The 23883-nt window shown below is 61.9% G+C and carries 17 protein-coding genes; 14 read left to right on the top strand and 3 right to left on the bottom strand.

The window, feature by feature from the left end; genetic code table 11:
• Positions 1-84: 84 nt before the first annotated feature.
• The gene (locus HJA_RS00085) at positions 85-978 is read right to left on the bottom strand and encodes a class I SAM-dependent methyltransferase (protein ID WP_035576786.1); all 894 of its coding nucleotides are present in this window, start codon (positions 976-978) and stop codon (positions 85-87) included.
• The gene (locus tag HJA_RS00080) at positions 975-1796 is read right to left on the bottom strand and encodes a TrmH family RNA methyltransferase (RefSeq protein WP_035576784.1); all 822 of its coding nucleotides are present in this window, start codon (positions 1794-1796) and stop codon (positions 975-977) included. Before HJA_RS00080 ends, HJA_RS00085 begins: the two co-directional genes overlap by 4 nt.
• A 98-nt stretch (positions 1797-1894) precedes the next feature.
• Here HJA_RS00080 and HJA_RS00075 point away from each other — a divergent pair, with 98 nt between their 5' ends.
• The 5 genes from HJA_RS00075 (at position 1895) to rplA (ending at position 7569) form a co-directional block, all read left to right on the top strand.
• A complete protein-coding gene (locus HJA_RS00075; protein ID WP_035576782.1) occupies positions 1895-3355 on the top strand; it encodes an OmpA family protein in 1461 nt (486 codons plus the stop codon).
• The gene (locus tag HJA_RS18610; RefSeq protein WP_162177003.1) at positions 3355-5280 is read left to right on the top strand and encodes a hypothetical protein; all 1926 of its coding nucleotides are present in this window, start codon (positions 3355-3357) and stop codon (positions 5278-5280) included. Before HJA_RS00075 ends, HJA_RS18610 begins: the two co-directional genes overlap by 1 nt.
• 115 nt (positions 5281-5395) lie before the next feature.
• On the top strand, positions 5396-6247 hold the full coding sequence (locus HJA_RS00065) for a M48 family metallopeptidase (RefSeq protein WP_051597184.1): 852 nt from the start codon (positions 5396-5398) through the stop codon (positions 6245-6247).
• A 174-nt stretch (positions 6248-6421) separates the two neighbouring features.
• Positions 6422-6868 carry a 50S ribosomal protein L11 gene (gene rplK / locus HJA_RS00060; RefSeq protein ID WP_035576780.1) on the top strand — a complete coding sequence of 149 codons (447 nt, stop codon included), beginning with the start codon at positions 6422-6424 and terminating at the stop codon, positions 6866-6868.
• A gap of 5 nt (positions 6869-6873) precedes the next feature.
• The gene (rplA, locus tag HJA_RS00055; RefSeq protein WP_035576777.1) at positions 6874-7569 is read left to right on the top strand and encodes a 50S ribosomal protein L1; all 696 of its coding nucleotides are present in this window, start codon (positions 6874-6876) and stop codon (positions 7567-7569) included.
• Between the two features lie 86 nt (positions 7570-7655).
• Here rplA and HJA_RS00050 read toward each other — a convergent pair whose 3' ends face one another.
• Positions 7656-8021: a hypothetical protein gene (locus HJA_RS00050; protein WP_035576769.1), complete on the bottom strand. Its 366-nt coding sequence runs from the start codon at positions 8019-8021 to the stop codon at positions 7656-7658.
• Positions 8022-8245: 224 nt separating this feature from the next.
• Here HJA_RS00050 and HJA_RS00045 point away from each other — a divergent pair, with 224 nt between their 5' ends.
• The 9 genes from HJA_RS00045 (at position 8246) to fusA (ending at position 23817) form a co-directional block, all read left to right on the top strand.
• The gene (locus tag HJA_RS00045) at positions 8246-10237 is read left to right on the top strand and encodes a winged helix-turn-helix domain-containing tetratricopeptide repeat protein (protein WP_035576766.1); all 1992 of its coding nucleotides are present in this window, start codon (positions 8246-8248) and stop codon (positions 10235-10237) included.
• Positions 10238-10613: 376 nt separating this feature from the next.
• The gene (gene rplJ / locus HJA_RS00040; protein ID WP_035576764.1) at positions 10614-11129 is read left to right on the top strand and encodes a 50S ribosomal protein L10; all 516 of its coding nucleotides are present in this window, start codon (positions 10614-10616) and stop codon (positions 11127-11129) included.
• Between the two features lie 57 nt (positions 11130-11186).
• Positions 11187-11570, top strand: a complete 384-nt coding sequence (gene rplL, locus HJA_RS00035; protein WP_035576761.1) for a 50S ribosomal protein L7/L12 — start codon at positions 11187-11189, stop codon at positions 11568-11570.
• 153 nt (positions 11571-11723) lie between these two features.
• Complete coding sequence (gene rpoB, locus HJA_RS00030; RefSeq protein WP_035576757.1) at positions 11724-15872, top strand: DNA-directed RNA polymerase subunit beta; 4149 nt, start codon at positions 11724-11726, stop codon at positions 15870-15872.
• 128 nt (positions 15873-16000) lie between these two features.
• Entirely contained in the window at positions 16001-20221 is a 4221-nt protein-coding gene (gene rpoC / locus HJA_RS00025) for a DNA-directed RNA polymerase subunit beta' (RefSeq protein WP_035576755.1), read from the top strand.
• 91 nt (positions 20222-20312) lie between these two features.
• A complete protein-coding gene (locus tag HJA_RS00020) occupies positions 20313-20519 on the top strand; it encodes a hypothetical protein (RefSeq protein WP_035576751.1) in 207 nt (68 codons plus the stop codon).
• A gap of 230 nt (positions 20520-20749) precedes the next feature.
• Positions 20750-21121 (top strand): 30S ribosomal protein S12, encoded by a 372-nt coding sequence (rpsL, locus tag HJA_RS00015; RefSeq protein ID WP_034765685.1) that lies wholly within the window; start codon positions 20750-20752, stop codon positions 21119-21121.
• 11 nt (positions 21122-21132) lie between these two features.
• Complete coding sequence (gene rpsG, locus HJA_RS00010) at positions 21133-21603, top strand: 30S ribosomal protein S7 (protein ID WP_035576749.1); 471 nt, start codon at positions 21133-21135, stop codon at positions 21601-21603.
• A gap of 90 nt (positions 21604-21693) precedes the next feature.
• The gene (gene fusA / locus HJA_RS00005) at positions 21694-23817 is read left to right on the top strand and encodes an elongation factor G (RefSeq protein WP_035576746.1); all 2124 of its coding nucleotides are present in this window, start codon (positions 21694-21696) and stop codon (positions 23815-23817) included.
• Positions 23818-23883: the final 66 nt, after the last annotated feature.

Here is a 23883-nt window from a genome sequence, read left to right as displayed (position 1 = left end):
TACACGGTCCATTCACGGTGTTTATATGGTGTTCTTCATGGTCCACTGGGGCGGTCTATCCAACCGGTCAGGGGCGGGAGACCGTCAGGCGTCCGCGCGCCAGCGGGCGTAGATCGCCGTCGGGAGGAGCCGGTCGGAGTCTTTCTGGGGGAGGGCCATTTCACCCATTTCCATCGTGCCGCCATAGGGCTTCAGCCGGTCGGCCAGCGCTTGGGCGAGGGCCAGGTAAGACAGGCGCACGGCATAGGCCGTGAGGATCACGAAACGGGGCTGGTCGCTCAGCAGATCCCGCGCAGTGTCCAGTAATTCCGGGAGATTTTCTTCAAACCGCCAGGTCTCGTTCTTGGGCCCCCGGCCGAATTTCGGCGGATCCAGGATGATGCCGTCATAGCGGTTGCCACGCCGGATTTCGCGGGCGGTAAACTTCATCGCATCGTCGGCGATCCACCGGATCGGCTTGTCGTCAAGGCCGCTGAGGGACTGGTTTTCCTTGCCGTAGCCGTTCGATTTCGGGCTCGCATCGAGGTGCACGACTTCCGCGCCGGCAGCCGCACAGGCGAGCGACATCATTCCGGTATAACCGAAAAGATTCAAGGCCTTGATGGGGCGTCCGGCGGTTCGGATCTGCTCCTGAGCGAAGCGCCAGTGGACCGAATGTTCCTGGAAAATGCCCATATGCCGGAAGGCGGTGCGGCGGGCATTGAAGGTGAGGCCATTCCAGTGCATCGGCCAGGTGTCCTGTGCCTTGGGAGAGAGAATTTCCCAATTGCCGGAGCCATCTTCATCATTGTTTTTACTGGAGAAACGTGCATCTGCGCGCCAGGTTTCCACTGGCCGGGCCGGTTCCCAGAAAGCCTGCGGATCGGGGCGGATCACGGTCTGGCTGCCGAAGCGCTCCAGCTTCTGGAGATGGCCGGAATCGAGCAGGGCATAGTCGTCCCAGTCGTCCGCGACGAGCAGCTTTGTCTCTGTTTTCATTGGAAATCCCGCTGCCGCCAGGCCTCATAGACCATGATCGCGGTGGCTTGCGCAAGGTTCAGACTATCCGCGCCGCCGCGCATGGGGATGAGGACGAGTTGGTCGCAATCGGCTTCGACGGCGGGGGGCAGGCCGGCCTGTTCGTTGCCCATCAGGATGACTGTATCCTGTTGCAGGTTCACCAGATCGTGGCGGACGGTGCCGTTCACGGAGGCGGCGACGGAGGCGATGCCGGATTTGCGGCGCCAGGCCTCGAAGTCTTCATAGGAGGCGCCCGCAAACGGCATGTCGAACACCGAGCCCATGGAGGCGCGCACGGCCTCGAAACTGTAAGGATCACAACAGGTTCCGACGAGGATGACCCCGTCCGCCCCGGCGCAGTCGGCGGTCCGCAAAATCGTGCCCAGATTGCCCGGATCGCGCACTTCATAGAGGGCGACGAAGAGCGACTTGCGCGGACTATACCGGACTTCCAGCTGATCAAGCGTGACCTGGCGCTGCCTGAACGTTGCGATGACGGACTGGGCGTTGTCCTTGTGCGTGATCTTCGACATCAGCCGTTCCGGCACCAGCACGACCCGGGCGCCGGCGGCCTCTGCCTTGTCGGCAAGGGCGGCAATATGTGGCCGGTCGGCAACGGCGGCGGCGACGACCAGCGTGTCCGGCTGCCAGTTATTGGCGAGGCCCTGTTCCACGAGGCGCGCGCCCTCGGCCAGGAACAGACCGCTGGATTGGCGCTCCTTTTTCCGCTCAAGGCCTTTCAGCGACTTGATCAGCGGATTGGATGGGGAGGTGAGGGTTTCAGGCGGACGTTTCATGCGTTGTGGATCGCGTGCGGCGGACTCTTGCGACGGGTCCCTGAATAGGGCATCCCATCACAAAGGGAATGCCTAACAGGAGGTTAGCGGGGTCCCGAATGAAAATGCTCGATTACCTGCTGGCGCCGGTCGCGCTGGTAGGCCTCGTGGCAACGGGATGGTGGGGGCTGTATCAGTCTCCGCAGCGGCCTGCAAACCTGGCCGCGCAGCTTGAGCAGGATGCCAACGCCGCCCTTGCCCGAAACGGATATGACTGGGCGCATGTGCGCATGAACGGCCAGCGCGCCGTGCTGAAGGGGGCTGCCCCTTCAGAGGATGCCGCCATGGCCGCGGCAGAGACCGTTCTGCGCTCCACCTGGGGCGGGGGCGTCGTCGTCGGCGGTGTGACGGTTGTGGAAGTCGCGGTCGATCCCGGCAAACCTGTGTCGCCCTTTGTCTGGCGCGCGGAAAAGCTGGCCGACGGCCGGATCATCCTGTCAGGCCATGTACCTTCACGCATGATTGCCAGCCAGATCGAGGCGGAAGCCACGCGGCTGTCGCGGGGCCAGACGCCGGAAAACCGGATGGAAGTCGCCGCCGGGGCGCCGGGCGGAAACTGGCAGGGCGTTGCCCGCTTCGGGCTGGGCCTCCTCATGGAACTGGACAGCGGCGAGGTGCGCCTCAGCGACAACACATTGCGGGTTGGCGGCACCGAGCTGGACGCGGCCGAGCGTGCGCGTCTCTCGGCGCAGGTGTCGGCACTGGCCGCGCCTTATCGCGGCGTGCCGCTGATCAAGGGCCTGCCGGTCTGGACAGCAACGCACAGCGCCGACGTCCTGGTCCTGTCGGGCAAGGTGGCCAGCGATACCCAGCGCCGTGACCTGATCGGCATCGCTGAGGCCCACGCGTCCGGCGAGGTGACCGACCGGATGGAAATCGCCCCGGACATGCCGGATAACTGGATCGCCCTGGCCGAAGCGGGCCTGCCGGAGTTTGCGCGCTTCCGGGAGGGTGAGATGGGCTTCTATCCGGCCGACGGCGATGCCGGTTTTGCGGTCGAAGGGGAGGCGCCTGCCAGTGCCATCCAGTTCCTGAAAGAGGACCTCTCCGGCCCGCTGGCCAGCGGGCCCGATTCCGTACCGGTCACGATCTGGGCCGATCCCATCGACGTGGAAGTGCCGGAAGTCGCCGCGATCGATTTTGCGGCCGATCCCGCGGCGGCCTGCCAGTCTGCATTTGACGCCGTGCTCGCCGCCAACCCCATCCTGTTCAATGAAAGCGGCACCGGGCTTTCCCGCACCAGCGGCGCGGTGCTGGATAAACTGCTGGCCGTGTCACATCTCTGCCCATCTGAGCTGCTAATCGAAATTCGCGGACAGGCCGATCCGGCGGCGGACCCCGCATCCGGCGCGGCACGGGCGGAAGCGGTCATGTCCTATTTGGCGGCAGCCGGGGGCGACCGGCAGCGTCTGTCTGCGGTTGGCTATGGCCCGGACCCGTCCGGGCAGTCTAATGACAATGATGGCGGTCAGGTGAAAAATCGCCGGATCGGCATCAAGGTTCTCACACGGAGCGACTAATGGCTTGGCTTGTAACACATATGTGGATGGTGCTGGCTGGCGCGACCGTGTTCGCACTGATGCTGGGCTGGTCGGTGCGGGGCATGCTGCTGACTGGCAAGATGCGCAAGGCCATTGTCGACAAGGATGTGGCGCTGACGGAACTGGATCAGGCGCGCGATGAGATCGAGCGCCTGTTTGCGGCGCAGCGGGCCCAGAGAGGCGAGGGCGGCGGCGTGGCTGATGCATCGGCGCGCAAGATTTCCGACCTGACGGCAGAGCTGCAGAAGGCCAAGACCGAGCTGACGACGCTGAGATCCGAAGCGGCGAAAGCGGCCTCGGCACCGCGGGCCGAACCGGCCACGGAACGCGATGCGCCGACCATTGTGCTGCCGCCGAGCCGTGGCGGCTTGGACGAGGCCAGCGAAGAGGCTGGCACGCCAGCAGCTGAGAACGAAGCGGCCGAACCGCCGACGCTGACCTGGCGCAACCGGCATCTCGAAGCCCGGGTGAAACATCTCGAAGCGCAGCTTGCAGAGATCGAAGCGGGTCCGGCTGCTGAGGCAGAACCTGCGGCTGTGGTCGCTGAGGACGCCCCGGCAGCTCAACCGGCTCTGTCTGTCGATGAAGAGGGGCTGGCGAAGCTGAAATGGCAGGCCGACTATCTCAAGCAGCGCGTCGAGGCGCTGGAGGCGGAGCTGGCCAAGGCTCCCGCCGAAGTTCCTGTCGTTGCGGATGAGGATGCCAATGAGGAAATGGCTCGCCTGCGCTGGCGCAACCGGTTCCTGGAAGGGCGGCTCGCCTATTTCGAGGGCGGCGCGGATGACGCGGCGGCTGAGCCGGTGGCTGAGAAGACCGGCGCCGAAGCCATGCTGGAAGAGCTGGAAGTCACCGACACGGCAGCTGATATGACCGAAGCGGTCGAGGCCATGGCCGAGGGCCTGACCGTCGCCGAGCTGCCGGACGAGGCCGAACCGGATTTCGTGGAAGTGAAAGACGAAGCGCCCGAGGAGGCCGCGTTTGAAACGCTGGCCGGGACCGAAACCGTCGAGGTCGAGGTAGCGGACGAGGAAGACGCTGCGCCATTTGAGGAAGAAGCTCCGGCGGCGTTCGTTGAGGACACGGCTGAAGCCGCTGAAGACGAGGCCCCGGAGGCCGGGGCTGAGGAAGAGACAGACTTCGAAGACGTTTCCGACGATGAAGAGGAATCCCTCGCCGAGGCCGATCATGCCGATGAGGATGTGCTCTCGGACGAAGAGTATGACGAAGCGGATGACGGCGAAGACGAATACGGAGTGGACGCCGATGAGGCGGACGCGTTCGAGGATGATGCTGAAGAAGACGACGCTGAAGACGATGAAGATGAAGACGAAGAGTCGGATGAGGCGGATGACTATGACGACGAAGACGAGTCCGGCGACATAGACGACGAAGACGCTGATTTCGAAGAGGAAGACTTCGATGAAGACGACTTCGAAGACGATGAAGACGCCGATACGGACGAAGACGAAGCGTACGATGACGCCGAAGATGAAGATGACGATGACGACGACACCCATGAAGAGGACGACGCGTCTGATGAGGCCTGGGACGACGCGGAAGGCGACGTGGACGAGGAAGATGCGTCCGACGAGGCCGATGAAGACGAGTCGTCCGAAGAGGGCGTAACCTACGAAACCGACGAGACGATCGTGCCGGAACGCCCGATGGCGATGAACGGCCCGGTCGAAGGCCATCCGGACGATCTGACCCTGATCGGCGGCATCGGGCCCAAGATCCAGGTCCTGCTGAACGAGCTGGGTGTCTGGCACTATGACCAGATTGCTGAATGGACGCCGGCAAACGTCGCCTGGATGGATGAACACCTCAATTTCGGTGGCCGGATCACGCGCGAAGGCTGGGTGGAGCAGGCGGCCGTTCTGGTCCGCGACGCCGAGAGCGTCTGACGCATTCAGCAAGGGTTCAGCCGGAACCGGCGAGATTTGCCTGCGTTCATCGCAGACGCGATTGCAATTTGAAGGCGGGCAGCTAACCTTGTGCTGCCGGAGTGAGGGAAAGCACATGACGAAACTGATCGATATTGACAGCGCCATTTTCGAGGGCGCGCCGCGTGTGAACCTGTCCCGCCGCGCGATCATTTCCGGCATCGCGGCCGGTACGGTGTTTCCATTCATCAGCGGGTGCGAGACCAATCCGGCGACGGGCCGCAGCCAGCTGCTGCTGTTCGGTGACCAGGAAGTTGCCTCGATGGCGGCTTCGGCCTGGACCGACATGAAGGCGCAGACGCCGGTGACCGCGAACTCGCAGCTCAAGAACCGCGTGCTGCACGTCTGGGAGAAGACCGTGCGCGGCGCTGAGCAGAAGGGCGACATCGCCGCCGGGCAAAGCTGGGACGTGGCCGTCTTCGATACCGATGACGTCAACGCCTTTGTCATGCCGGGTAACCGGGTCGGCGTGTATCGCGGCATTACCGAGCTGACCGAGAATGACGACCAGCTGTCTTCCGTCCTTGGGCATGAGACGGGCCACGTCGTTGGCCGCCATGCGGCCGAGCGCCTGTCGGTGACGACGCTGGCGCAGACGGGGCTTGCCGTCGGCCAGATCGCCATTGCCCAGTCCGATACGCTGTCCAAGTACGGGAGCGAAATTGGTGCACTGGGCGGCGCGGCCATGCAGTTTGGCGTGATCCTGCCCTATAGCCGCAACCATGAGCTCGAAGCCGACAAGCTTGGCGTCGATTACATGCACAATGCCGGTTATGACGTGCGCCAGTCTGTGCGCCTGTGGGAACTGATGGACGCCCAGTCCAAAGGCCAGCGGCCGCCGGAATTCATGTCCACCCACCCGGACCCGGCCCGCCGAGCCCAGGAACTGGTGAAATACATCAACGCCAGGGGCTACGCCCTGATGTAGTCAGGATGTCGTCCGGGGCAGGGGCGGCCTGACTCGCCCCGCTTGACCCCACTATCCAGATGCGCCATACGCGCCGCTTCTGCGGGAGGCACGCCATGCCTGACCGCGGAGCCTCCATTGTAACCGGGCGGATCGAAAGACCACCGCCCCATCTGAAACGTTCGAGAGGACAATATGGCCAAGAAACTGCTGGGGCAGCTGAAGCTCCAGATTCCTGCCGGCCAGGCCAACCCGTCGCCGCCTGTCGGCCCGGCGCTCGGTCAGCGCGGCATCAACATCATGGAATTCTGCAAGGCGTTCAACGCCAAGACCCAATCCATGGAACCCGGCCTGCCGGTACCGGTCGTCATCGACTATTATCAGGACAAGTCGTTCACCTTCATCACCAAGACGCCGCCGGCGACTGTGCTGCTGAAGAAGGCTGCCAAGCTGAAGCTTGGCAAGAAGCCTGCTTCCGGCGCCAAGAAGCCGGGCTACGATACCGTCGGCAAGGTCACCATGGCTCAGGTCCGCGAAATCGCGGAAATCAAGATGGCCGACCTCAACGCCAACGACATTGACGCAGCTGCCAAGATCATCGCCGGTTCCGCCCGCGCGATGGGCATCGAAGTTGTGGAGTAAGAACCATGGCGAAAGCAGGAAAGCGCGCACGCGCAATTGCAGAATCCGTTGACGCAAACAAAGCCTACACCGTCGCTGACGCTGTGGCGCTGGTGAAGTCGAACGCAAAAGCCAAATTCGACGAAACCGTCGAGATCGCCGTGAACCTCGGCGTTGACCCGAAATACGCTGACCAGATGGTCCGCGGTGTGGTCAACCTGCCGGCCGGCACGGGCAAGGACGTCCGGGTCGCCGTGTTCGCGAAAGACGCGAAAGCCGAAGAAGCCACCGCAGCCGGCGCCGATTTCGTCGGGGCTGAAGACCTGATGGAAAAAATCCAGGGCGGCTTCATGGACTTCGACCGCGTCATCGCATCGCCGGACATGATGGCTGTTGTCGGCCGTCTCGGTAAGGTGCTCGGCCCGCGCGGCCTGATGCCGAACCCGAAAGTCGGCACCGTGACCCCGAACGTGGCCCAGGCCGTCAAGGACGCGAAGTCCGGCTCGGTCGAGTTCCGCGTCGAGAAGGCCGGTATCGTTCACGCCGGCGTCGGCAAGGCCTCCTTCGCTGAAGGTGACATCGAGAAGAACGTCAATGCGTTCCTCGACGCCCTCGTGAAGGCACGTCCGTCCGGCGCGAAAGGCACCTTCGTGAAGAAGATTTCGCTCTCGTCCACCATGGGCGCTGGCGTCACGATCGACACGGCCGAGATCTCTCAGTAAGCCTGAGCCGATCACAGACCGAATAAGAAAAGCCCGGCGCCGCAAGGTGCCGGGCTTTTCCGTTCGGGGCTTGTGGGGACAGCCCTTTAGTTGTTGTCAGCCGTCACGATGATGATGGCGTCGTCAGACGGCTGGACCGAACGGGTCACGGCCACATGGTATTCCATCAGATCCGCGTTCTGGACCTGGGTGACGGTGCGGTCGACGACTTCGGCGGCGCAGTTGGAAACGGCTGTCGGCCAGACACCTGCGATGGCGCTGGAGTCGTCATAGATGCCGCGGCAGTAGTCGCGCGCGGATTTCTCGATCGAGGCATAGGTTTCAGCTGCGGTGGCGCCACGCTTGAAGCTGATGGCGGCTTCATCACCGGTCTGTGCGGTGGCCGTCATGCCGAATCCGGCGACAGCGAAAGGAATTGCGGTAAGAGCGAAGCGGATTTTGTGGAAATTCATGTCAGGACCTCTCATCTGGAAGTAGGCGGGAAGGGAATCGATCCCGTCTTTGTGCCCGACCATGGTTCGAACTGGCGCTCGGGTCCTGTGGAGAGGCTGAGGAAAACCTGATGTTTACATTAGGCCCTGTTTTTAAAGGAGTAAGTTTGACCTGATGGCTTCAGACAATCCGGTTGGATTGAGATAAACTCACCGCGGAGGCTTCGTCAGGCAGCGATTTACAGATGGCAGACACGTTCGGATCAGACACGGAAGCAGGGCAGGAGCGGTCAGACTTCCGCCTTGGCGCCCTGTTGGTCGAGCCTGACCAGAACTGTGTTTCCAATGGCGCCCAGCGCCACAGGCTTGAGCCGAAGGTCATGAAAGTGCTCTGCGTGCTGGCCGGTCGCCCGGGCGAGGTGATCTCACGGCAGGAACTGATCGATCAGGTCTGGGGCGTGGAGCATGGTGCGGATGAGAGCCTGACGCGGGCGGTGTCTCTTCTGCGGAGCGTGCTGAACACCGACAAGGACCTGCATTCGGTTATCGAGACCATTCCGAAGCGCGGCTACCGGCTGGTGGCCGAAATCGGCGAGGTTGAGGAACCCTCCGAAGCCCCGGAACCGGCGGCGCCCCTGGTGGAAGAAGCCGCGCCCTTTGTCCGAGAGCCATGGCGCCGCGATACGAATATCAGCCCCGTCCGCTATGTTTCGGCGCTGGTCGTCCTTGCGGTCATCATGCTCTGGACCGGCGTTCTGATCGGCCGGTCGTCCAGCTCGGCCGTGGCAGTGCCGGAAAAGTCGATTGCCGTGCTGCCGTTCGAGAATCTGAGCGGGAATTCGGAGCAGGACTATTTCTCACGTGGCCTGTCCGAGGAGATTCGCACCTTGCTGACGCAGCTGGACGAGCTGAAGGTTGCCGGCCGCGCGCCGCCTTCGGTTGGTACAGCTGAAGGCATGGACGCGCAGGCGCTGGGCAAGACGTTGCGTGTCTCGCACGTCCTCACTGGCAGCATCCGGTCTGACCAGGATCGCATCAAGGTCTCGGCGGAGCTGATCGATACCGAAAGCGGCTATCAGGTCTGGTCGCATGGCTATGACCGGCTTCTGAGTGCGCAGAGCCTGTTCGACCTGCAGAAGGACATTGCCACCGACGTGGCCGGGGCACTGAGCGTATCGTTGAACGTCCAGGAGCCAAACCGCATTCTAGGCTCGGATACGCACAGCCTCGAAGCCTACAATTATTATCTCAGCGCGCGGGAGGCCGATGTGTTCGGCATGGGCGACCGCAGTGAAATGCTCGCCTTGCTGCACAAGGCGCTTGAGCTGGACCCTGACTATGGCGCGGCCCGGGTGACGCTGGCCATGAATACCGGCGCGCAGGCCTGGAACGCGTCGACGCCGGCGGAGGCAAGCGCCTTCCTGGCCGAGGGCAGGGCCATGGCGGAAGAAGCGGTTCGCCTCAATCCGGATCTGGCGCAGGCCTATACGGCGCTGGCCAACTTCCAGGCACTGGATGGAGACTGGCTGGAAGCGGGCCGGGACAATCGTATCGCACTGGAGCGCTCCCCCAATCTGCGGGTGCTGCACGATCAGACTATTTTCCTGATGCGGACCGGCCGGGTCGAAGAGGCGCTCAGCATTGCCCAGCGCGGCCAGTCGTCCGACCCGCTTAATCCGGATCGTGCCGCGACACTGGCCATGGCTTATGCACTGCTCGGGCGGCATGAAGCGGCCCAGGCGTCGCTGGAGCATTACTGGACGTTGCAGCTGCCGCCTGGAGACTGGGACGCCTATGCCTGGACGATCGAGATGCAGGCGCCCCAGACGGTTGAGAGCCTGACGGCGCTTTGCCGGCGCCTGGTCGGGGCCGATCCGTCGCTGCGTCCCCTGCTGGCACCGGTCATCGAGGCGTTGCCGGATACGGGCGCCGCCCTTCGCGCAGTTGGGGCACAGTTTGAAAGCGGGGCAGGGGCGCACCCGAACCGGTTTGAAATTCTCGCCGCCCTCGCCGCGCAGCTGGGAGACCCGGAGCTGGCTCTGCGGATCTGGCGGCATGAACTGGAGGGCACGCGCCTCAGGCTGATGCGCGTCTGGGGGCCGGTCTATGCCGATATGCGGCGGCTGCCCGGCTTTGCCGATCTGATGACCGGGATCGGTCTGCCGGCATATTGGCGCGAATTCGGCTGGCCGGACAGGTGCCGGCCGGCGGGCGCGTCTGGCTTTGATTGTTTTTAAGGCGGCGGGTCCGGGCCAGGTGCGGAGCGGGGACTCCGGTAAAGTCCGGGGTTGACTTTTTCTCACTCAGGGGGGTTGCAGGCTTGGGGATAAAGCGTTAACACCCCGCTCTTGACGGGAGTTCTCCGATATGCATTCGGCGGCCTCCCGTTTTCCTGTCCTAGACCATGGGTCACGTATTTATACGCGGTAACGGCTGATCAGCCACCTATGCAGACGGGGTGAGGCGTTGATTCGGTTCGGAAAAACAGGGCTGACCTGTTTTTGGCTTACCGGGGCAAGCGGCCAATCCCTGGGCAGGCGCTGGAAGGCCAACCGGCCGGAAGGCGATTACCAGGGCGGCCGGATGGTCCGGGCGCCTCAATGGAGACCCGCTATGGATAAAGCTGGAAAAAGTGCGGCTCTTGAATCCCTGAAAGGGGTTTTCGAAGAGTCCGGTGCGGTCGTTGTGACCCACTATACCGGTCTGTCTGTTGCGGAAATGACGAAGCTGCGTGGCATGCTCCGCAAGGACGGTGCGCAGCTGAAGGTGGTCAAGAATACCCTGGCGCAGATCGCGCTTGAGGGTAAGGGCGGCGACGAGGCCAAGGACATGTTCCAGGGCCCGGTTGCCATTGCCTTCTCACCTGACCCGGTTTCGGCCGCGAAAGCGACCGACGAGTTCTCGAAGGAAAATTCGAAACTCGTGATCATCGGGGCAGTGATGGGCGACCAGGTCCTCGACGCCAAAGGTGTCGAAGCTCTGGCGAAACTCCCGTCTCTCGACCAGCTTCGTGGCAAGCTCATCGGCCTCATCCAGGCTCCGGCAACGAAAGTTGCGGGCGTCCTGCAGGCCCCGGCTGGCCAACTCGCTCGTGTGGTATCGGCCTACGCCAACAAAGACGCAGCCTGAGCCATCGTTTCCGGAAACTGAAGACCAAAACAACCGAACCAAACAGGAATTACCAAAATGGCAGACCTTGAAAAAATTGCCGAAGACCTTTCGGCCCTCACCGTTCTCGAAGCCGCTGAACTCGCAAAACTTCTCGAAGAGAAGTGGGGCGTGTCCGCTGCTGCTCCGGTCGCAGTCGCAGCCGTCGCCGGTGGCGATGCTGGCGGCGCAGCCGCTGCTGAAGAGAAAACCGAATTCGATGTCATCCTGGCAGAAGCCGGTGGCAAGAAAATCGAAGTCATCAAACTCGTCCGCGAAGTCGTTCCGTCGCTCGGCCTGAAAGAGGCCAAAGAGCTGGTGGAAGGCGCACCGAAGCCGATCAAGGAAGGTGCTGCTAAGGCTGAAGCCGAAGAGATCAAGAAGAAGTTCGAAGCAGCTGGCGCCAAAGTCGAGCTCAAGTAAGCTCCGGCCGCTTCACATTCGGGTGGCGTTCGCGCGAGGCGTTGCCCTTTTAAAGACTAGCGCGGCGGTTCCTTTTTGGGGCCGCCGCGAACTCGCGTTCTGGCGATAAGGTCGTGGCCGAGGTGGCCGCGGCGACAAAATTGGGATCCTGGGATGGCACTCTCCTTCACGGAAAAGAAACGTATCCGCAAATCCTTCGGGCGCATTCCCGAAGCCATCGAAATGCCAAACCTGATCGAGGTTCAGCGCGAATCTTACGAGCACTTTCTTCAGATGCACACACCGTCGCAAGAGCGTACGGATGATGGCCTGGGCGGTGTTTTCAAGTCCGTTTTCCCGATCACTGACTTCTCCGAGCGGGCGACGCTCGAATATGTGTCCTACGAGTTCGAGCAGCCGAAGTTCGACGTTGAAGAGTGCATGCAGCGCGACCTGACCTTCCAGGCTCCCCTGAAGGTCCGTCTGCAGCTCGTGGTCTTCGATGTCGATGAAGACACTGGTGCACGTTCGGTCAAGGAAGTGAAAGAGCAGGAATGCTATCTCGGCGACATCCCGCTGATGACCGAGAAGGGCACCTTTGTCGTTAACGGCACCGAGCGTGTGATCGTCTCCCAGATGCACCGCTCTCCGGGCGTGTTCTTCGATCACGATAAGGGCAAGACCCATGCGTCCGGCAAGCTGCTGTTCGCGGCGCGCATCATTCCTTACCGCGGTTCGTGGCTCGATTTCGAGTTCGACGCGAAAGACATCCTGAACATCCGGATCGACCGCAAGCGCAAGCTGCCGGCGACGACGATCCTGTACGCGCTTGGCTACGACACCGAGTCGATCCTCGACCTGTTCTACACCCACTCCATCTACCGCATGGACAAGAAGGGCTGGATCACCGGCTTCCGTGCCGACGCCTGGAAGGGTGTGAAGCCGGAATTCGACCTGGTCGACGCTAAATCCAAGAAGGTGATCGCCGAAGCCGGCAAGAAGATCACCGCGCTGAAGGCCCGCCGTATTGCCGAAGGCGGTACGGACGAGATCCTCGTGCCGTCCGAAGCGCTCGTCGGCAAATTCCTGGCGCGCGACGTCGTCAACCTGGAAACCGGTGAGATCTTCGGTGAAGCCGGCGACGTGCTGGAAGACGAGATCATCGCGGAAATGCGCGAATACGGTCTCAAGACCATCGAAGTGCTGGACATCGACAGCTCGGGCCGTGGCCCGTGGCTGCGCAACACGCTGAAGGCCGACAAGAACGAAACCCGTTTCGAAGCCCTGTCCGACATCTACCGTGTGATGCGTCCGGGCGAGCCGCCGACCCAGGAAGCCGCGGAGGCCCTGTTCGGCCAACTCTTCTTCGATCCGGAGCGTTATGATCTCTCGGCCGTTGGCCGTGTGAAAATGAACATGCGCCTCGGCGTCGGCGTGGAGGGCTATGAAGCCGCTGCCGACGACATGCGTGTGCTGCGCAACGACGACATCATTGGCGTCATGAAGGTCATTCTCGACCTGAAAGACGGCAAGGGCGAAGTCGACGACATCGACAACCTCGGCAACCGCCGCGTCCGTTCGGTCGGCGAGCTGATGGAAAACAACTACCGTATCGGCCTCGTACGCATGGAGCGCGCGATCAAGGAACGTATGGGATCGGTCGACATCGACACGGTCATGCCGCACGACCTGATCAACGCGAAGCCGGTTGTGGCGGCTGTGCGTGAATTCTTCGGCTCCTCGCAGCTGTCGCAGTTCATGGACCAGACCAACCCGCTGTCCGAGATCACCCACAAGCGCCGTCTTTCGGCCCTCGGCCCGGGCGGTCTGACCCGCGAGCGTGCGGGCTTCGAAGTCCGCGACGTGCACCCGACACACTATGGCCGTATCTGCCCGATTGAGACGCCGGAAGGCCCGAACATCGGTCTGATCAACTCGCTGGCAACCCATGCTCGCGTGAACAAGTACGGCTTCATCGAGAGCCCGTACCGTAAAGTGGTCAACGGCAAGCTGACCGACGAGGTCGTGTACCTGTCGGCCATGGAAGAAAGCATCTATTCGATCGCCCAGGCGAACGCCGAAGTGAACGAGAAGGGCGAACTGGCCAATGAATTCGTCAACGCCCGCGTGGCTGGCGAAGCGACCATGGTGCCGAAGGAAGACATCCAGTACATGGACGTCTCGCCGAAGCAGGTTGTTTCCGTCGCAGCGGCGCTGATCCCGTACCTGGAAAACGATGACGCCAACCGCGCTCTCATGGGCTCGAACATGCAACGTCAGGCTGTTCCTCTAGTGAAGTCGGAAGCGCCGTTTGTCGGTACCGGGATGGAAGCTGTTGTGGCTCGCGATTCCCGCGCTGCCATCGTTGCCCGCCGGGCAGGGGTGGTCGAGCAGGTCGACGCGCTGCGCATCGTGGTCCGCGCGACGGACGAGATCGACCAGGGCAAGTCCGGTGTCGACATCTACCGTCTCGCCAAATTCCGCCGTTCGAACCAGAACTCGTGCATCAACCAGCGCCCGATCGTGAAAGTGGGCGACGTGGTCGAAAAGAACGACATCATCGCTGACGGTCCGTCGACGGACCTTGGCGAACTGGCCCTCGGCCGCAACGTGCTCGTCGCGTTCATGCCGTGGAATGGCTACAACTTCGAAGACTCCATCCTGATCTCCGAGCGTATCGTGCGTGACGACGTCTTCACCTCGATCCACATCGAGGAATTCGAAGTCGCCGCCCGCGACACGAAGCTTGGTCCGGAAGAGATCACCCGCGACATCCCGAACGTCGGTGAGGAAGCGCTGCGCAACCTCGACGAAGCCGGCATCGTGGCTGTGGGTGCTGAAGTGAAAGCCGGCGACATCCTCGTCGGCAAGGTCACGCCGAAGGGCGAAAGCCCGATGACGCCGGAAGAGAAACTCCTCCGCGCCATCTTCGGTGAGAAAGCGTCCGATGTTCGCGACACCTCGCTGCGCGTGCCTCCGGGCGATGCCGGTACGGTCGTCGATGTCCGCATCTTCAACCGCCACGGTATCGACAAGGACCAGCGTGCTCTTCAGATCGAGCGTGAGCAGATCGAGAAGCTGCAGGAGGACAAGGAAGACGAACAGGCCATCCTGGAGCGGAACATCTATACCCGCCTCGAGGATTTCCTCGTCGGCAAGGAAGCGGCTGCAGGCCCGAAAGGCTTCAAGCCGGGCCGTATCACCGCCGAAGCGCTTGGCGAACTGACTCACAAGCAGTGGTGGGACGTCGCCCTGAAGTCCGAGAAGGCACAATCTGAACTCGACGCGATGCAGGAGCAGTTCGACTCTTCGATGCGTGAGCTTGATGCCCGCTTCAACGACAAGGTCGAGAAAGTCCAGCGCGGCGATGATCTGCCTCCGGGCGTGATGAAAGTCGTCAAGGTCTTCCTGGCCGTGAAGCGCAAGCTGCAGCCGGGTGACAAGATGGCCGGCCGTCACGGCAACAAGGGGGTTATCTCCAAGATCAACCCGCTCGAAGACATGCCGTTCCTGGAAGATGGCACGCCGGTCGACATCGTGCTGAACCCGCTGGGCGTTCCGTCGCGTATGAACGTCGGTCAGATCCTCGAGACCCACACAGGCTGGGCCTGCCGCGGTCTTGGCCGGATCATCGACAATGCCGTCGACGAGTTCCACCAGAAGAACGACGTGAAGGCACTGAAGTCGGCGCTGGAAACGGCGTATGGCAAAGGCCAGGAGCTGCCGGAAACCGATGGCGAGATCATCGAGCTGGCGTCCAACCTTCGCAACGGTGTGCCGATCGCAACGCCGGTCTTCGATGGTGCCCGCGAAGGCGACATCAACGAGCTGCTGGAGCGTGCCGGTCTGGACTCCTCCGGTCAGGTCCGTCTGTTCGACGGTCGGACCGGCGAGGCGTTCACCCGTCCGGTCACGGTGGGCTACAAGTATCTCCTCAAACTCCACCACCTGGTGGACGAGAAGATCCACGCCCGCTCGACCGGGCCGTACTCGCTCGTCACGCAGCAACCGCTGGGCGGCAAGGCCCAGTTCGGTGGCCAGCGCTTCGGTGAGATGGAGGTCTGGGCCCTGGAAGCCTATGGCGCCGCATACACGCTGCAGGAAATGCTGACGGTGAAGTCCGACGACACCGCCGGCCGTGCGAAGGTCTACGAGGCCATCGTCCGCGGCGACGACACGTTCGAGGCCGGTATCCCGGAATCGTTCAACGTGCTCGTCAAAGAGATGCGTTCGCTGGGCCTCAATGTCGAGCTGATCGAAGAAGACGGCAGCAATGGCGAGGACGAACCCGCCGCCGACAGCGAGTCGGTGCCCGCCGAGTAGTGTGAAGACCTGACTGGAAGACCCCGCCGGGCTGCCGGCCTGGCGGGACCTTCCAAGCCGAACGAGATTTTACCCAGGGCAGGGGCCCTTCAGTCCCCGGAAAAAGCCCACCCAAGGAGCAGACCTAAATGCGCCAGGACGTCGCCAGCATCTTCAACCCCAACACCCCGGCCCCGACTTTCGAGGCCATTCGCATCTCGATTGCGAGCCCGGAAAAGATCCGGTCGTGGTCCTCGGGCGAAATCAAGAAGCCCGAAACCATCAACTACCGTACGTTCAAGCCGGAACGCGACGGTCTGTTCTGCTCGCGCATCTTCGGCCCGCAGAAGGACTACGAATGTCTCTGCGGCAAGTATAAGCGCATCAAGTATCGCGGCATCACCTGCGAGAAGTGCGGCGTTGAAGTGACGCTGGCCCGCGTGCGCCGTGAGCGCATGGGCCACATCGATCTGGCTGCACCGGTCGCACACATCTGGTTCCTCAAGTCGCTCCCGTCCCGGATCGCGGCGCTGCTGGACATGGCGCTGAAAGACGTTGAGCGCGTGCTCTACTTCGAGAGCTATATCGTCATCGAGCCGGGCCTCACCGAACTGGAGCCGAAGCAGCTCCTGACGGAAGAGGAGTACATGGACGCTCAGGACAATCTGGGCGAAGACGCTTTCACCGCCATGATCGGTGCGGAAGCCATCCGTGAAATCCTGATGTCGCTCGACTTGCCGGTTCTGGCAGAGACACTGCGCGAGGAACTGAAGGAATCGACGTCGGAACTGAAGACGAAGAAGATCTCCAAGCGCCTCAAAGTGGTTGAGTCCTTCCTCCAGTCCCGCGCCAAGCCGGAATGGATGATCCTCAGCGTGATCCCCGTGATCCCGCCGGATCTGCGCCCGCTGGTCCCGCTGGATGGCGGCCGTTTCGCCACGTCCGACCTCAACGACCTCTATCGCCGCGTCATTAACCGGAACAACCGCCTGAAGCGCCTCATGGAACTTCGCGCGCCGGACATCATCATCCGTAACGAAAAGCGGATGCTGCAGGAATCGGTCGACGCCCTGTTCGACAATGGCCGCCGCGGCCGCACGATCACGGGCACCAACAAGCGCCCGCTGAAGTCCATCTCCGACATGCTGAAAGGCAAGCAGGGCCGCTTCCGCCAGAACCTGCTCGGCAAGCGCGTCGACTATTCCGGCCGTTCGGTCATCGTGGTTGGCCCGAGCCTCAAGCTGCACGAGTGCGGTCTGCCGAAGAAGATGGCGCTCGAACTGTTCAAGCCGTTCATCTATGCCCGCCTCGACGCCAAAGGCCTTGCCGGCACGGTCAAGGCGGCCAAGAAACTGGTCGAGAAAGAAAAGCCGGAGGTCTGGGACATCCTGGACGAAGTGATCCGTGAGCACCCGGTTCTCCTGAACCGCGCGCCGACGCTGCACCGTCTCGGTATTCAGGCATTCGAGCCGAAGCTGATCGAAGGCAAGGCCATCCAGCTTCACCCGCTGGTCTGTGCTGCCTTCAACGCCGACTTCGACGGCGACCAGATGGCTGTCCACGTTCCGCTGAGCCTTGAAGCCCAGCTGGAAGCCCGCGTGCTGATGATGTCGACCAACAACATCCTTTCGCCCGCAAACGGCAAGCCGATCATCGTTCCGTCCCAGGACATCGTTCTGGGTCTCTACTACCTGTCGCTCGACCGTGACGAGCAGCCGGGTGAGGGGATGGTATTCTCCGAACTCGCCGAAATCGAGCAGGCGCTCGACTCCGGCTTCATCTCGCTGCACTCGAAGATCAAGGCGATGTATGAGGGCGTGGACGAAGAAGGCAATCCGCGCCGCTGGATCATCGATACGACCCCGGGCCGTTACATGATCGCCAACATCCTGCCGCGTATGAAAGGGATCCAGCCGGATCTCGTGAACACGACGATGACCAAGAAGATGATCGGCAAGATCATCGACGAGGTCTATCGCCTGTGCGGCCAGAAGGCGACGGTCATCTTCTGCGACAAGATGATGGAGCTCGGCTTCAAGGAAGCCTGCAAGGCCGGTATCTCCTTCGGCAAGGACGACATGGTCATCCCGGAAGCCAAGCAGAAACTGGTCGACGCGACGAAGGAGCAGGTCTCCGAATACGAGCGTCAGTATGCAGATGGTCTCATCACCCGTGGCGAGAAGTACAACAAGGTCGTCGACGCCTGGTCCAGCTGTACCGACAAGGTCGCTGACGCCATGATGGAATCGGCCTCGAAGAACCAGGCCGCCAAAGGCGTCCGGAAAGCTCAGGTCAACTCGATCTTCATGATGGCCGACTCCGGTGCGCGTGGTTCGAAGAACCAGATGAAGCAGCTCGCTGGTATGCGCGGCCTGATGGCCAAGCCGTCGGGTGAGATCATCGAGACGCCGATCATCTCGAACTTCAAGGAAGGTCTGACCGTCCTTGAATACTTCAACTCGACCCACGGTGCCCGTAAGGGTCTGGCCGATACGGCTCTGAAAACCGCGAACTCGGGTTACCTGACCCGCCGTCTCGTCGACGTGGCCCAGGACTGCATCATCAACGAAGATGATTGCGGCACTGAGAAGGGCATCGACATCTCGGCCGTCATGGAAGGCGCCGATGTCGTGGTGTCGATCAGCGAGCGCATCCTTGGCCGCGTGACGGCAGAAGATGTGAAGAGCGTCGATGGCAATCTCGTTGCCGTGTCCAACACCTATATCGATGAAGAACTGGCCGAAGCGATCGAGAAGGCCGGCGTCGATGTGGTGAAGGTCCGCTCGCCGCTGACCTGCGAAACCAAGAACGGCATCTGCGCTCAGTGCTACGGCCGCGACCTGGCCCGCGGTACGCCGGTTAACCGCGGTGAAGCGGTTGGCGTTATCGCTGCCCAGTCCATCGGCGAGCCGGGTACCCAGCTCACCATGCGGACGTTCCACATCGGTGGTGCAGCCCAGGTGGCCGACCAGTCCTCCGTCGAAGCCAGCTTCGAAGGCACGGTCCGGTTCAAGGATGGCGAGTTCGTTACCCGCAAGGACAAGACGATCGTTGTCGTTGGCCGCCGGATGCAGGTGGAAATCGTCGACGGCGAAGGCCGCACCCGCCAGTCCTTCCGTCCGGCCTATGGTACGCGCCTGATGATCAAGGACGGCGAGAAGGTCACACCAGGCACGCTGCTCGCTGACTGGGATCCGTTTGCCCAGCCGATCGTGTCGGAAGTCAAAGGCGAAGTGAAACTTGTCGACGTGATCGACGGCGTTTCGGTTCGCGAGGAAACGGACGAAGCGACGGGCATCTCCTCGCGTGTCATCATCGACTGGCGTTCGGCGACCAAGTCGGCGGATATCAAGCCGTCGGTCCAGATCGTCGGCAAGGATGGCAACCCGGTCAAACTGCCGAACGGCTCCGACGCGGTATATCTGCTGTCCGTGGGCGCAATCCTGTCGGTCGCCGATGGCGACACGATCGAAGCCGGTGATACGCTGGCGCGTGTCACGACCGGTGGTGCGAAGACGAAAGACATCACCGGTGGTCTGCCGCGTGTTGCCGAACTCTTCGAAGCCCGCCGTCCGAAGGATCACGCGATCATCGCAGAAGTGGACGGCAAGGTCCTCTACGGCCGCGACTACAAGAACAAACGTCGCGTTTCGATCGTGCCGATCGAGGAAGGCCGCGAGCAGATCGACTACCTGGTGCCGAAAGGCAAGCACCTGGCCGTTCAGGATGGTGACTTCATCAAGCGTGGTGAGTACCTGATGGATGGTAACCCGGCGCCGCAGGACATCCTGTCGACTCTCGGCGTCGAGGCACTCGCCAACTACCTCATCGACGAAGTGCAGAAGGTCTATCGACTGCAGGGCGTTCCGATCAACGACAAGCACATCGAGGTGATCGTTCGCCAGATGCTGCAGAAGATCGAAGTGACGGATCCTGGCGATACCGGCCTGATCACGGGCGAACACGTCGACCTCATCGAGTTCGAAGAGGCCAACGAAGCTGTCCGCAAGTCGCGCAAGAAAGACCAGCAGGAAGCCAAGGGCATGCCGCTTCTCCTTGGTATCACCAAGGCCTCGCTGCAGACCCGGTCCTTCATCTCGGCAGCCTCCTTCCAGGAGACGACCCGCGTCCTCACCGAAGCCGCCATCCAGGGCAAGGTGGATACGCTGGAAGGCCTCAAGGAGAACGTCATTGTTGGTCGCCTGATCCCGGCGGGTACCGGTTCGGGCATTCGCTCGTACCGCCGCGTGGCTGCCGACCGCGACCAGAAGCTGAAGGCAAAGCGTGCTGCCGCTGTCCAGAAGGCAACGGAAGAGGCCGCAGCCCTGACCAGCCTGCCGGCACCGGACAAGGCACCGGTCGAAGAATAGGCCTGAAGAGCCGGGCGCAAGCCCTTGAACGAATTGGAAAAGCCTGCCAGCAATGGCAGGCTTTTCTGCTTCTGAAGGAGGCTTTCGCCCTATGCAGCTTCAGCGGTCTGACCTGATTGGCGGTGCCTGCGCGGCGCTCGCGCTCGGCCTGATTGCCTGGCTTTCGCTGGACAGCTGGGCCATCAGCCGGTGCGAGGAAATCCTCAGCGCAACGCCGGCAGGGGAGGCGGGGCAAGTCTCCCCGGAACAGGCCAGGTGCCTGAAGCGGCAAAACCAGCGTCCCGCAACGGAAAACTAGCTGTTCCGCGACAGCTTCCGACCCTTGACGCAGGCGCCTGCTGGGCTTACACGCCACGCATCGTCAGAGAGGCCCCGGGATGAAAGTCCCTTCGCCGTACCGGATTTGACTTGATCCGGCCAATCTGACCCCCAAGTTTTCGCCCCGTCCCGGAAGCCCTTTGGGGGCATTCGGGGCATCATTACGTTAGCGGCCCATCGGGCCAGAGTTAAAAGAGACAGAAGGCCCGAATGCCCACGATCCAGCAGCTCATTCGTTCGCCGCGTTCGCCTAAGCGCTCGCGGACCAAAACCCCGGCCCTCAAGGCCTGCCCGCAGCGCCGCGGCGTCTGCACCCGTGTTTACACCACCACCCCGAAGAAGCCGAACTCGGCTCTCCGGAAAGTGGCCAAGGTGCGCCTCACTTCGGGGTTTGAATCGCTCTGCTACATCCCGGGTGAAGGTCACAACCTGCAGGAACACTCCGTGGTCCTGATCCGTGGTGGTCGTGTGAAAGACCTTCCGGGTGTGCGTTACCACATCGTCCGCGGCGCGCTCGACACGCAGCCCGTTAAAAACCGTAAGCAACGCCGCTCGCATTACGGCGCCAAGAAGCCGAAGTAAGAGGTCAGCTCATGTCCCGTCGTCACCGCGCCGAGAAACGCGAAGTCCTTCCGGATCCGAAATTCAAGGACATCGTCGTCACCAAGTTCATGAACCAGATCATGCGCGACGGCAAAAAGTCCGTCGCCGAGCGCATCGTCTATGGTGCTTTCGATCTCGTCGAAGCCCGCGCCAAGAAAGATCCGGTTGAAGTCTTCCACAACGCTCTGGAATCGGTTGCTCCGGCTGTCGAAGTCCGTTCGCGCCGTGTGGGTGGTGCCACCTACCAGGTTCCGGTTGAAGTCCGCACCGAGCGCCGTCAGGCTCTGGCGATCCGCTGGCTCGCTGCCGCTGCTGCTGGCCGCAACGAGAACACCATGCGTGAGCGCCTCGCAGGCGAGCTGATGGATGCAAGCCAAGGCCGCGGCAACGCCGTGAAAAAGCGTGAAGACACGCACCGCATGGCGGACGCCAACAAAGCGTTCTCACACTACCGCTGGTAATCACCACTGGCATTCTGGGGCGATAACGGGTAACGCGCCCGCAAATCGCCCCTTTTCCTACCCGGAAAGCAAACACGAAGGTTGACCAAAATGGCCCGCGAATACCCGCTGGATCGCTATCGTAACTTCGGCATCATGGCTCACATCGATGCCGGCAAGACCACGACCACAGAGCGCATCCTCTTCTACACCGGTAAGTCGCACAAGATCGGCGAAGTCCATGACGGCGCCGCGACGATGGACTGGATGGAGCAGGAGCAGGAGCGGGGCATCACGATCACCTCTGCTGCCACGACGACTTTCTGGGAACGCACCGAAGACGGCTCCACGGCCCAGTCGCCGAAGTTCCGCTTCAACATCATCGACACCCCCGGACACGTTGACTTCACGATCGAAGTTGAGCGTTCGCTGGCCGTTCTCGACGGCGCGGTGTGTGTGCTCGACGCCAACGCCGGCGTTGAACCGCAAACCGAAACCGTGTGGCGCCAGGCTGACCGCTACAAGGTTCCGCGCATCGTGTTCGTGAACAAGATGGACAAGATCGGCGCTGACTTCTTCAACTGCGTCGAGATGATCAAGGACCGTACCGGTGCGACGCCGGCTGCGATCCAGCTGCCGATCGGGGCGGAGAACGAACTCGAAGGCCATGTCGACCTGATCACCATGAAAGAATGGGTTTGGGCCGGTGAAGACCTCGGCGCGAGCTGGGAAGTCCGCGAAATCCGCGATAGCCTGAAAGACCAGGCCGAAGAGTGGCGTGGCAAGCTCATCGAAACCGCCGTCGAAATGGACGACGATGCGATGGAAGCCTATCTCGAAGGCAACGAGCCGGACATCGAAACGCTGCGCAAACTGATCCGCAAGGGCACGCTGTCGCTTTCATTCGTTCCGGTTCTGTGTGGTTCCGCGTTCAAGAACAAAGGCGTGCAGCCGATGCTGAACGCTGTGATCGACTTCCTTCCGGGTCCGCTGGACGTGCCGCCTTACATGGGCTTCCTGCCGGGCGACGAAGAAGAGGTTCGGAACATCGAGCGTAAAGCCGACGATGCTCAGCCGTTCTCGGGTCTTGCATTCAAGATCATGAACGACCCGTACATGGGCACGCTCACCTTCACGCGTATCTATTCCGGTACGCTGTCGAAGGGCGACAGCTTCATGAACTCGACCAAAGGCAAGCGTGAGCGCGTTGGCCGGATGGTGATGATGCACTCCAACAAGCAGGACGAGATCACGGAAGCCTATGCAGGTGACATCGTGGCGCTCGCCGGCCTTAAGGAAACGACCACCGGTGACACGGTGTGTGATCCGAACAAGCCGGTCGTGCTCGAAACCATGACCTTCCCGGATCCGGTCATCGAGATTGCGGTTGAGCCGAAGTCGAAGGCTGACCAGGAGAAGATGTCGGTTGGTCTGCAGCGTCTTGCTGCTGAAGACCCGTCCTTCCGTGTCGAGACCGATCACGAGTCGGGCCAGACGATCATGAAAGGCATGGGCGAGCTTCACCTCGACATCCTGATCGACCGCCTGAAGCGCGAATTCAAAGTCGAAGCCAACATTGGTCAGCCGCAGGTGGCTTACCGTGAGAAGCTCGGCCGCGCGGCAGAGATCGACTTCACGCACAAGAAGCAGTCCGGTGGTACGGGCCAGTTCGCTCGCATCAAAGTGCAGTTCGAACCGCTCGAAGCCGGTTCCGGCTTCGTGTTCGAAAGCACGATCGTTGGTGGTGCTGTTCCGAAGGAATACATCCCGGGCGTGGAAAAAGGCTTCGAGATGGCCAAGGAAAACGGCCTGTTGGCCGGCTATCCGGTCACCGACTTCAAGGCCACGCTGGTCGACGGCGCCTTCCACGATGTCGACTCGTCCGTCCTGGCGTTCGAAATCGCAGCCCGTGGCGCGTTCCGCGAACTGAAAGGCCAGGGCGATCCGCGCCTGATGGAGCCGATCATGAATGTGGAAGTCGTGACCCCGGAAGACTATATGGGCGACGTCATCGGCGACCTGAACTCTCGCCGTGGCCAGATCCAGGGCTCCGAGCCGCGTGGTAACGCTGTGGCGATCAAGGCCTTCGTGCCGCTGGTGAACATGTTCGGTTACGTGTCCGACCTGCGCGGCATGTCTCAGGGCCGGGCACAGTTCACGATGCTCTTCGCCCACTATGACGAGGTTCCGCGTGCGGAAGCTCAGAAGATCATCTCGGAAGTTTCTGGTTCTTAAGGAAATCCGGCCGGAGTTCCGGCCAACAGTTTGAATGAAGGAGAGGCCCGATGGGCAAGGCAAAGT

The sequence above is a fragment of the Hyphomonas jannaschiana VP2 genome, from assembly GCF_000685215.1.
Classification (GTDB): domain Bacteria; phylum Pseudomonadota; class Alphaproteobacteria; order Caulobacterales; family Hyphomonadaceae; genus Hyphomonas; species Hyphomonas jannaschiana.
This window is presented reverse-complemented; position numbering and strand designations above follow the sequence as displayed.

Bases quoted from the DNA above. Each gene is read 5' to 3' on its own strand.
- HJA_RS00085 (WP_035576786.1), bottom strand. From the start codon at position 978: ATGAAAACAGAGACAAAGCTGCTCGTCGCGGACGACTGGGACGACTAT.
- HJA_RS00080 (WP_035576784.1), bottom strand. From the start codon at position 1,796: ATGAAACGTCCGCCTGAAACCCTCACCTCCCCATCCAATCCGCTGATC.
- HJA_RS00075 (WP_035576782.1), top strand. From the start codon at position 1,895: ATGAAAATGCTCGATTACCTGCTGGCGCCGGTCGCGCTGGTAGGCCTC.
- HJA_RS18610 (WP_162177003.1), top strand. From the start codon at position 3,355: ATGGCTTGGCTTGTAACACATATGTGGATGGTGCTGGCTGGCGCGACC.
- HJA_RS00065 (WP_051597184.1), top strand. From the start codon at position 5,396: ATGACGAAACTGATCGATATTGACAGCGCCATTTTCGAGGGCGCGCCG.
- rplK (WP_035576780.1), top strand. From the start codon at position 6,422: ATGGCCAAGAAACTGCTGGGGCAGCTGAAGCTCCAGATTCCTGCCGGC.
- rplA (WP_035576777.1), top strand. From the start codon at position 6,874: ATGGCGAAAGCAGGAAAGCGCGCACGCGCAATTGCAGAATCCGTTGAC.
- HJA_RS00050 (WP_035576769.1), bottom strand. From the start codon at position 8,021: ATGAATTTCCACAAAATCCGCTTCGCTCTTACCGCAATTCCTTTCGCT.
- HJA_RS00045 (WP_035576766.1), top strand. From the start codon at position 8,246: ATGGCAGACACGTTCGGATCAGACACGGAAGCAGGGCAGGAGCGGTCA.
- rplJ (WP_035576764.1), top strand. From the start codon at position 10,614: ATGGATAAAGCTGGAAAAAGTGCGGCTCTTGAATCCCTGAAAGGGGTT.
- rplL (WP_035576761.1), top strand. From the start codon at position 11,187: ATGGCAGACCTTGAAAAAATTGCCGAAGACCTTTCGGCCCTCACCGTT.
- rpoB (WP_035576757.1), top strand. From the start codon at position 11,724: ATGGCACTCTCCTTCACGGAAAAGAAACGTATCCGCAAATCCTTCGGG.
- rpoC (WP_035576755.1), top strand. From the start codon at position 16,001: ATGCGCCAGGACGTCGCCAGCATCTTCAACCCCAACACCCCGGCCCCG.
- HJA_RS00020 (WP_035576751.1), top strand. From the start codon at position 20,313: ATGCAGCTTCAGCGGTCTGACCTGATTGGCGGTGCCTGCGCGGCGCTC.
- rpsL (WP_034765685.1), top strand. From the start codon at position 20,750: ATGCCCACGATCCAGCAGCTCATTCGTTCGCCGCGTTCGCCTAAGCGC.
- rpsG (WP_035576749.1), top strand. From the start codon at position 21,133: ATGTCCCGTCGTCACCGCGCCGAGAAACGCGAAGTCCTTCCGGATCCG.
- fusA (WP_035576746.1), top strand. From the start codon at position 21,694: ATGGCCCGCGAATACCCGCTGGATCGCTATCGTAACTTCGGCATCATG.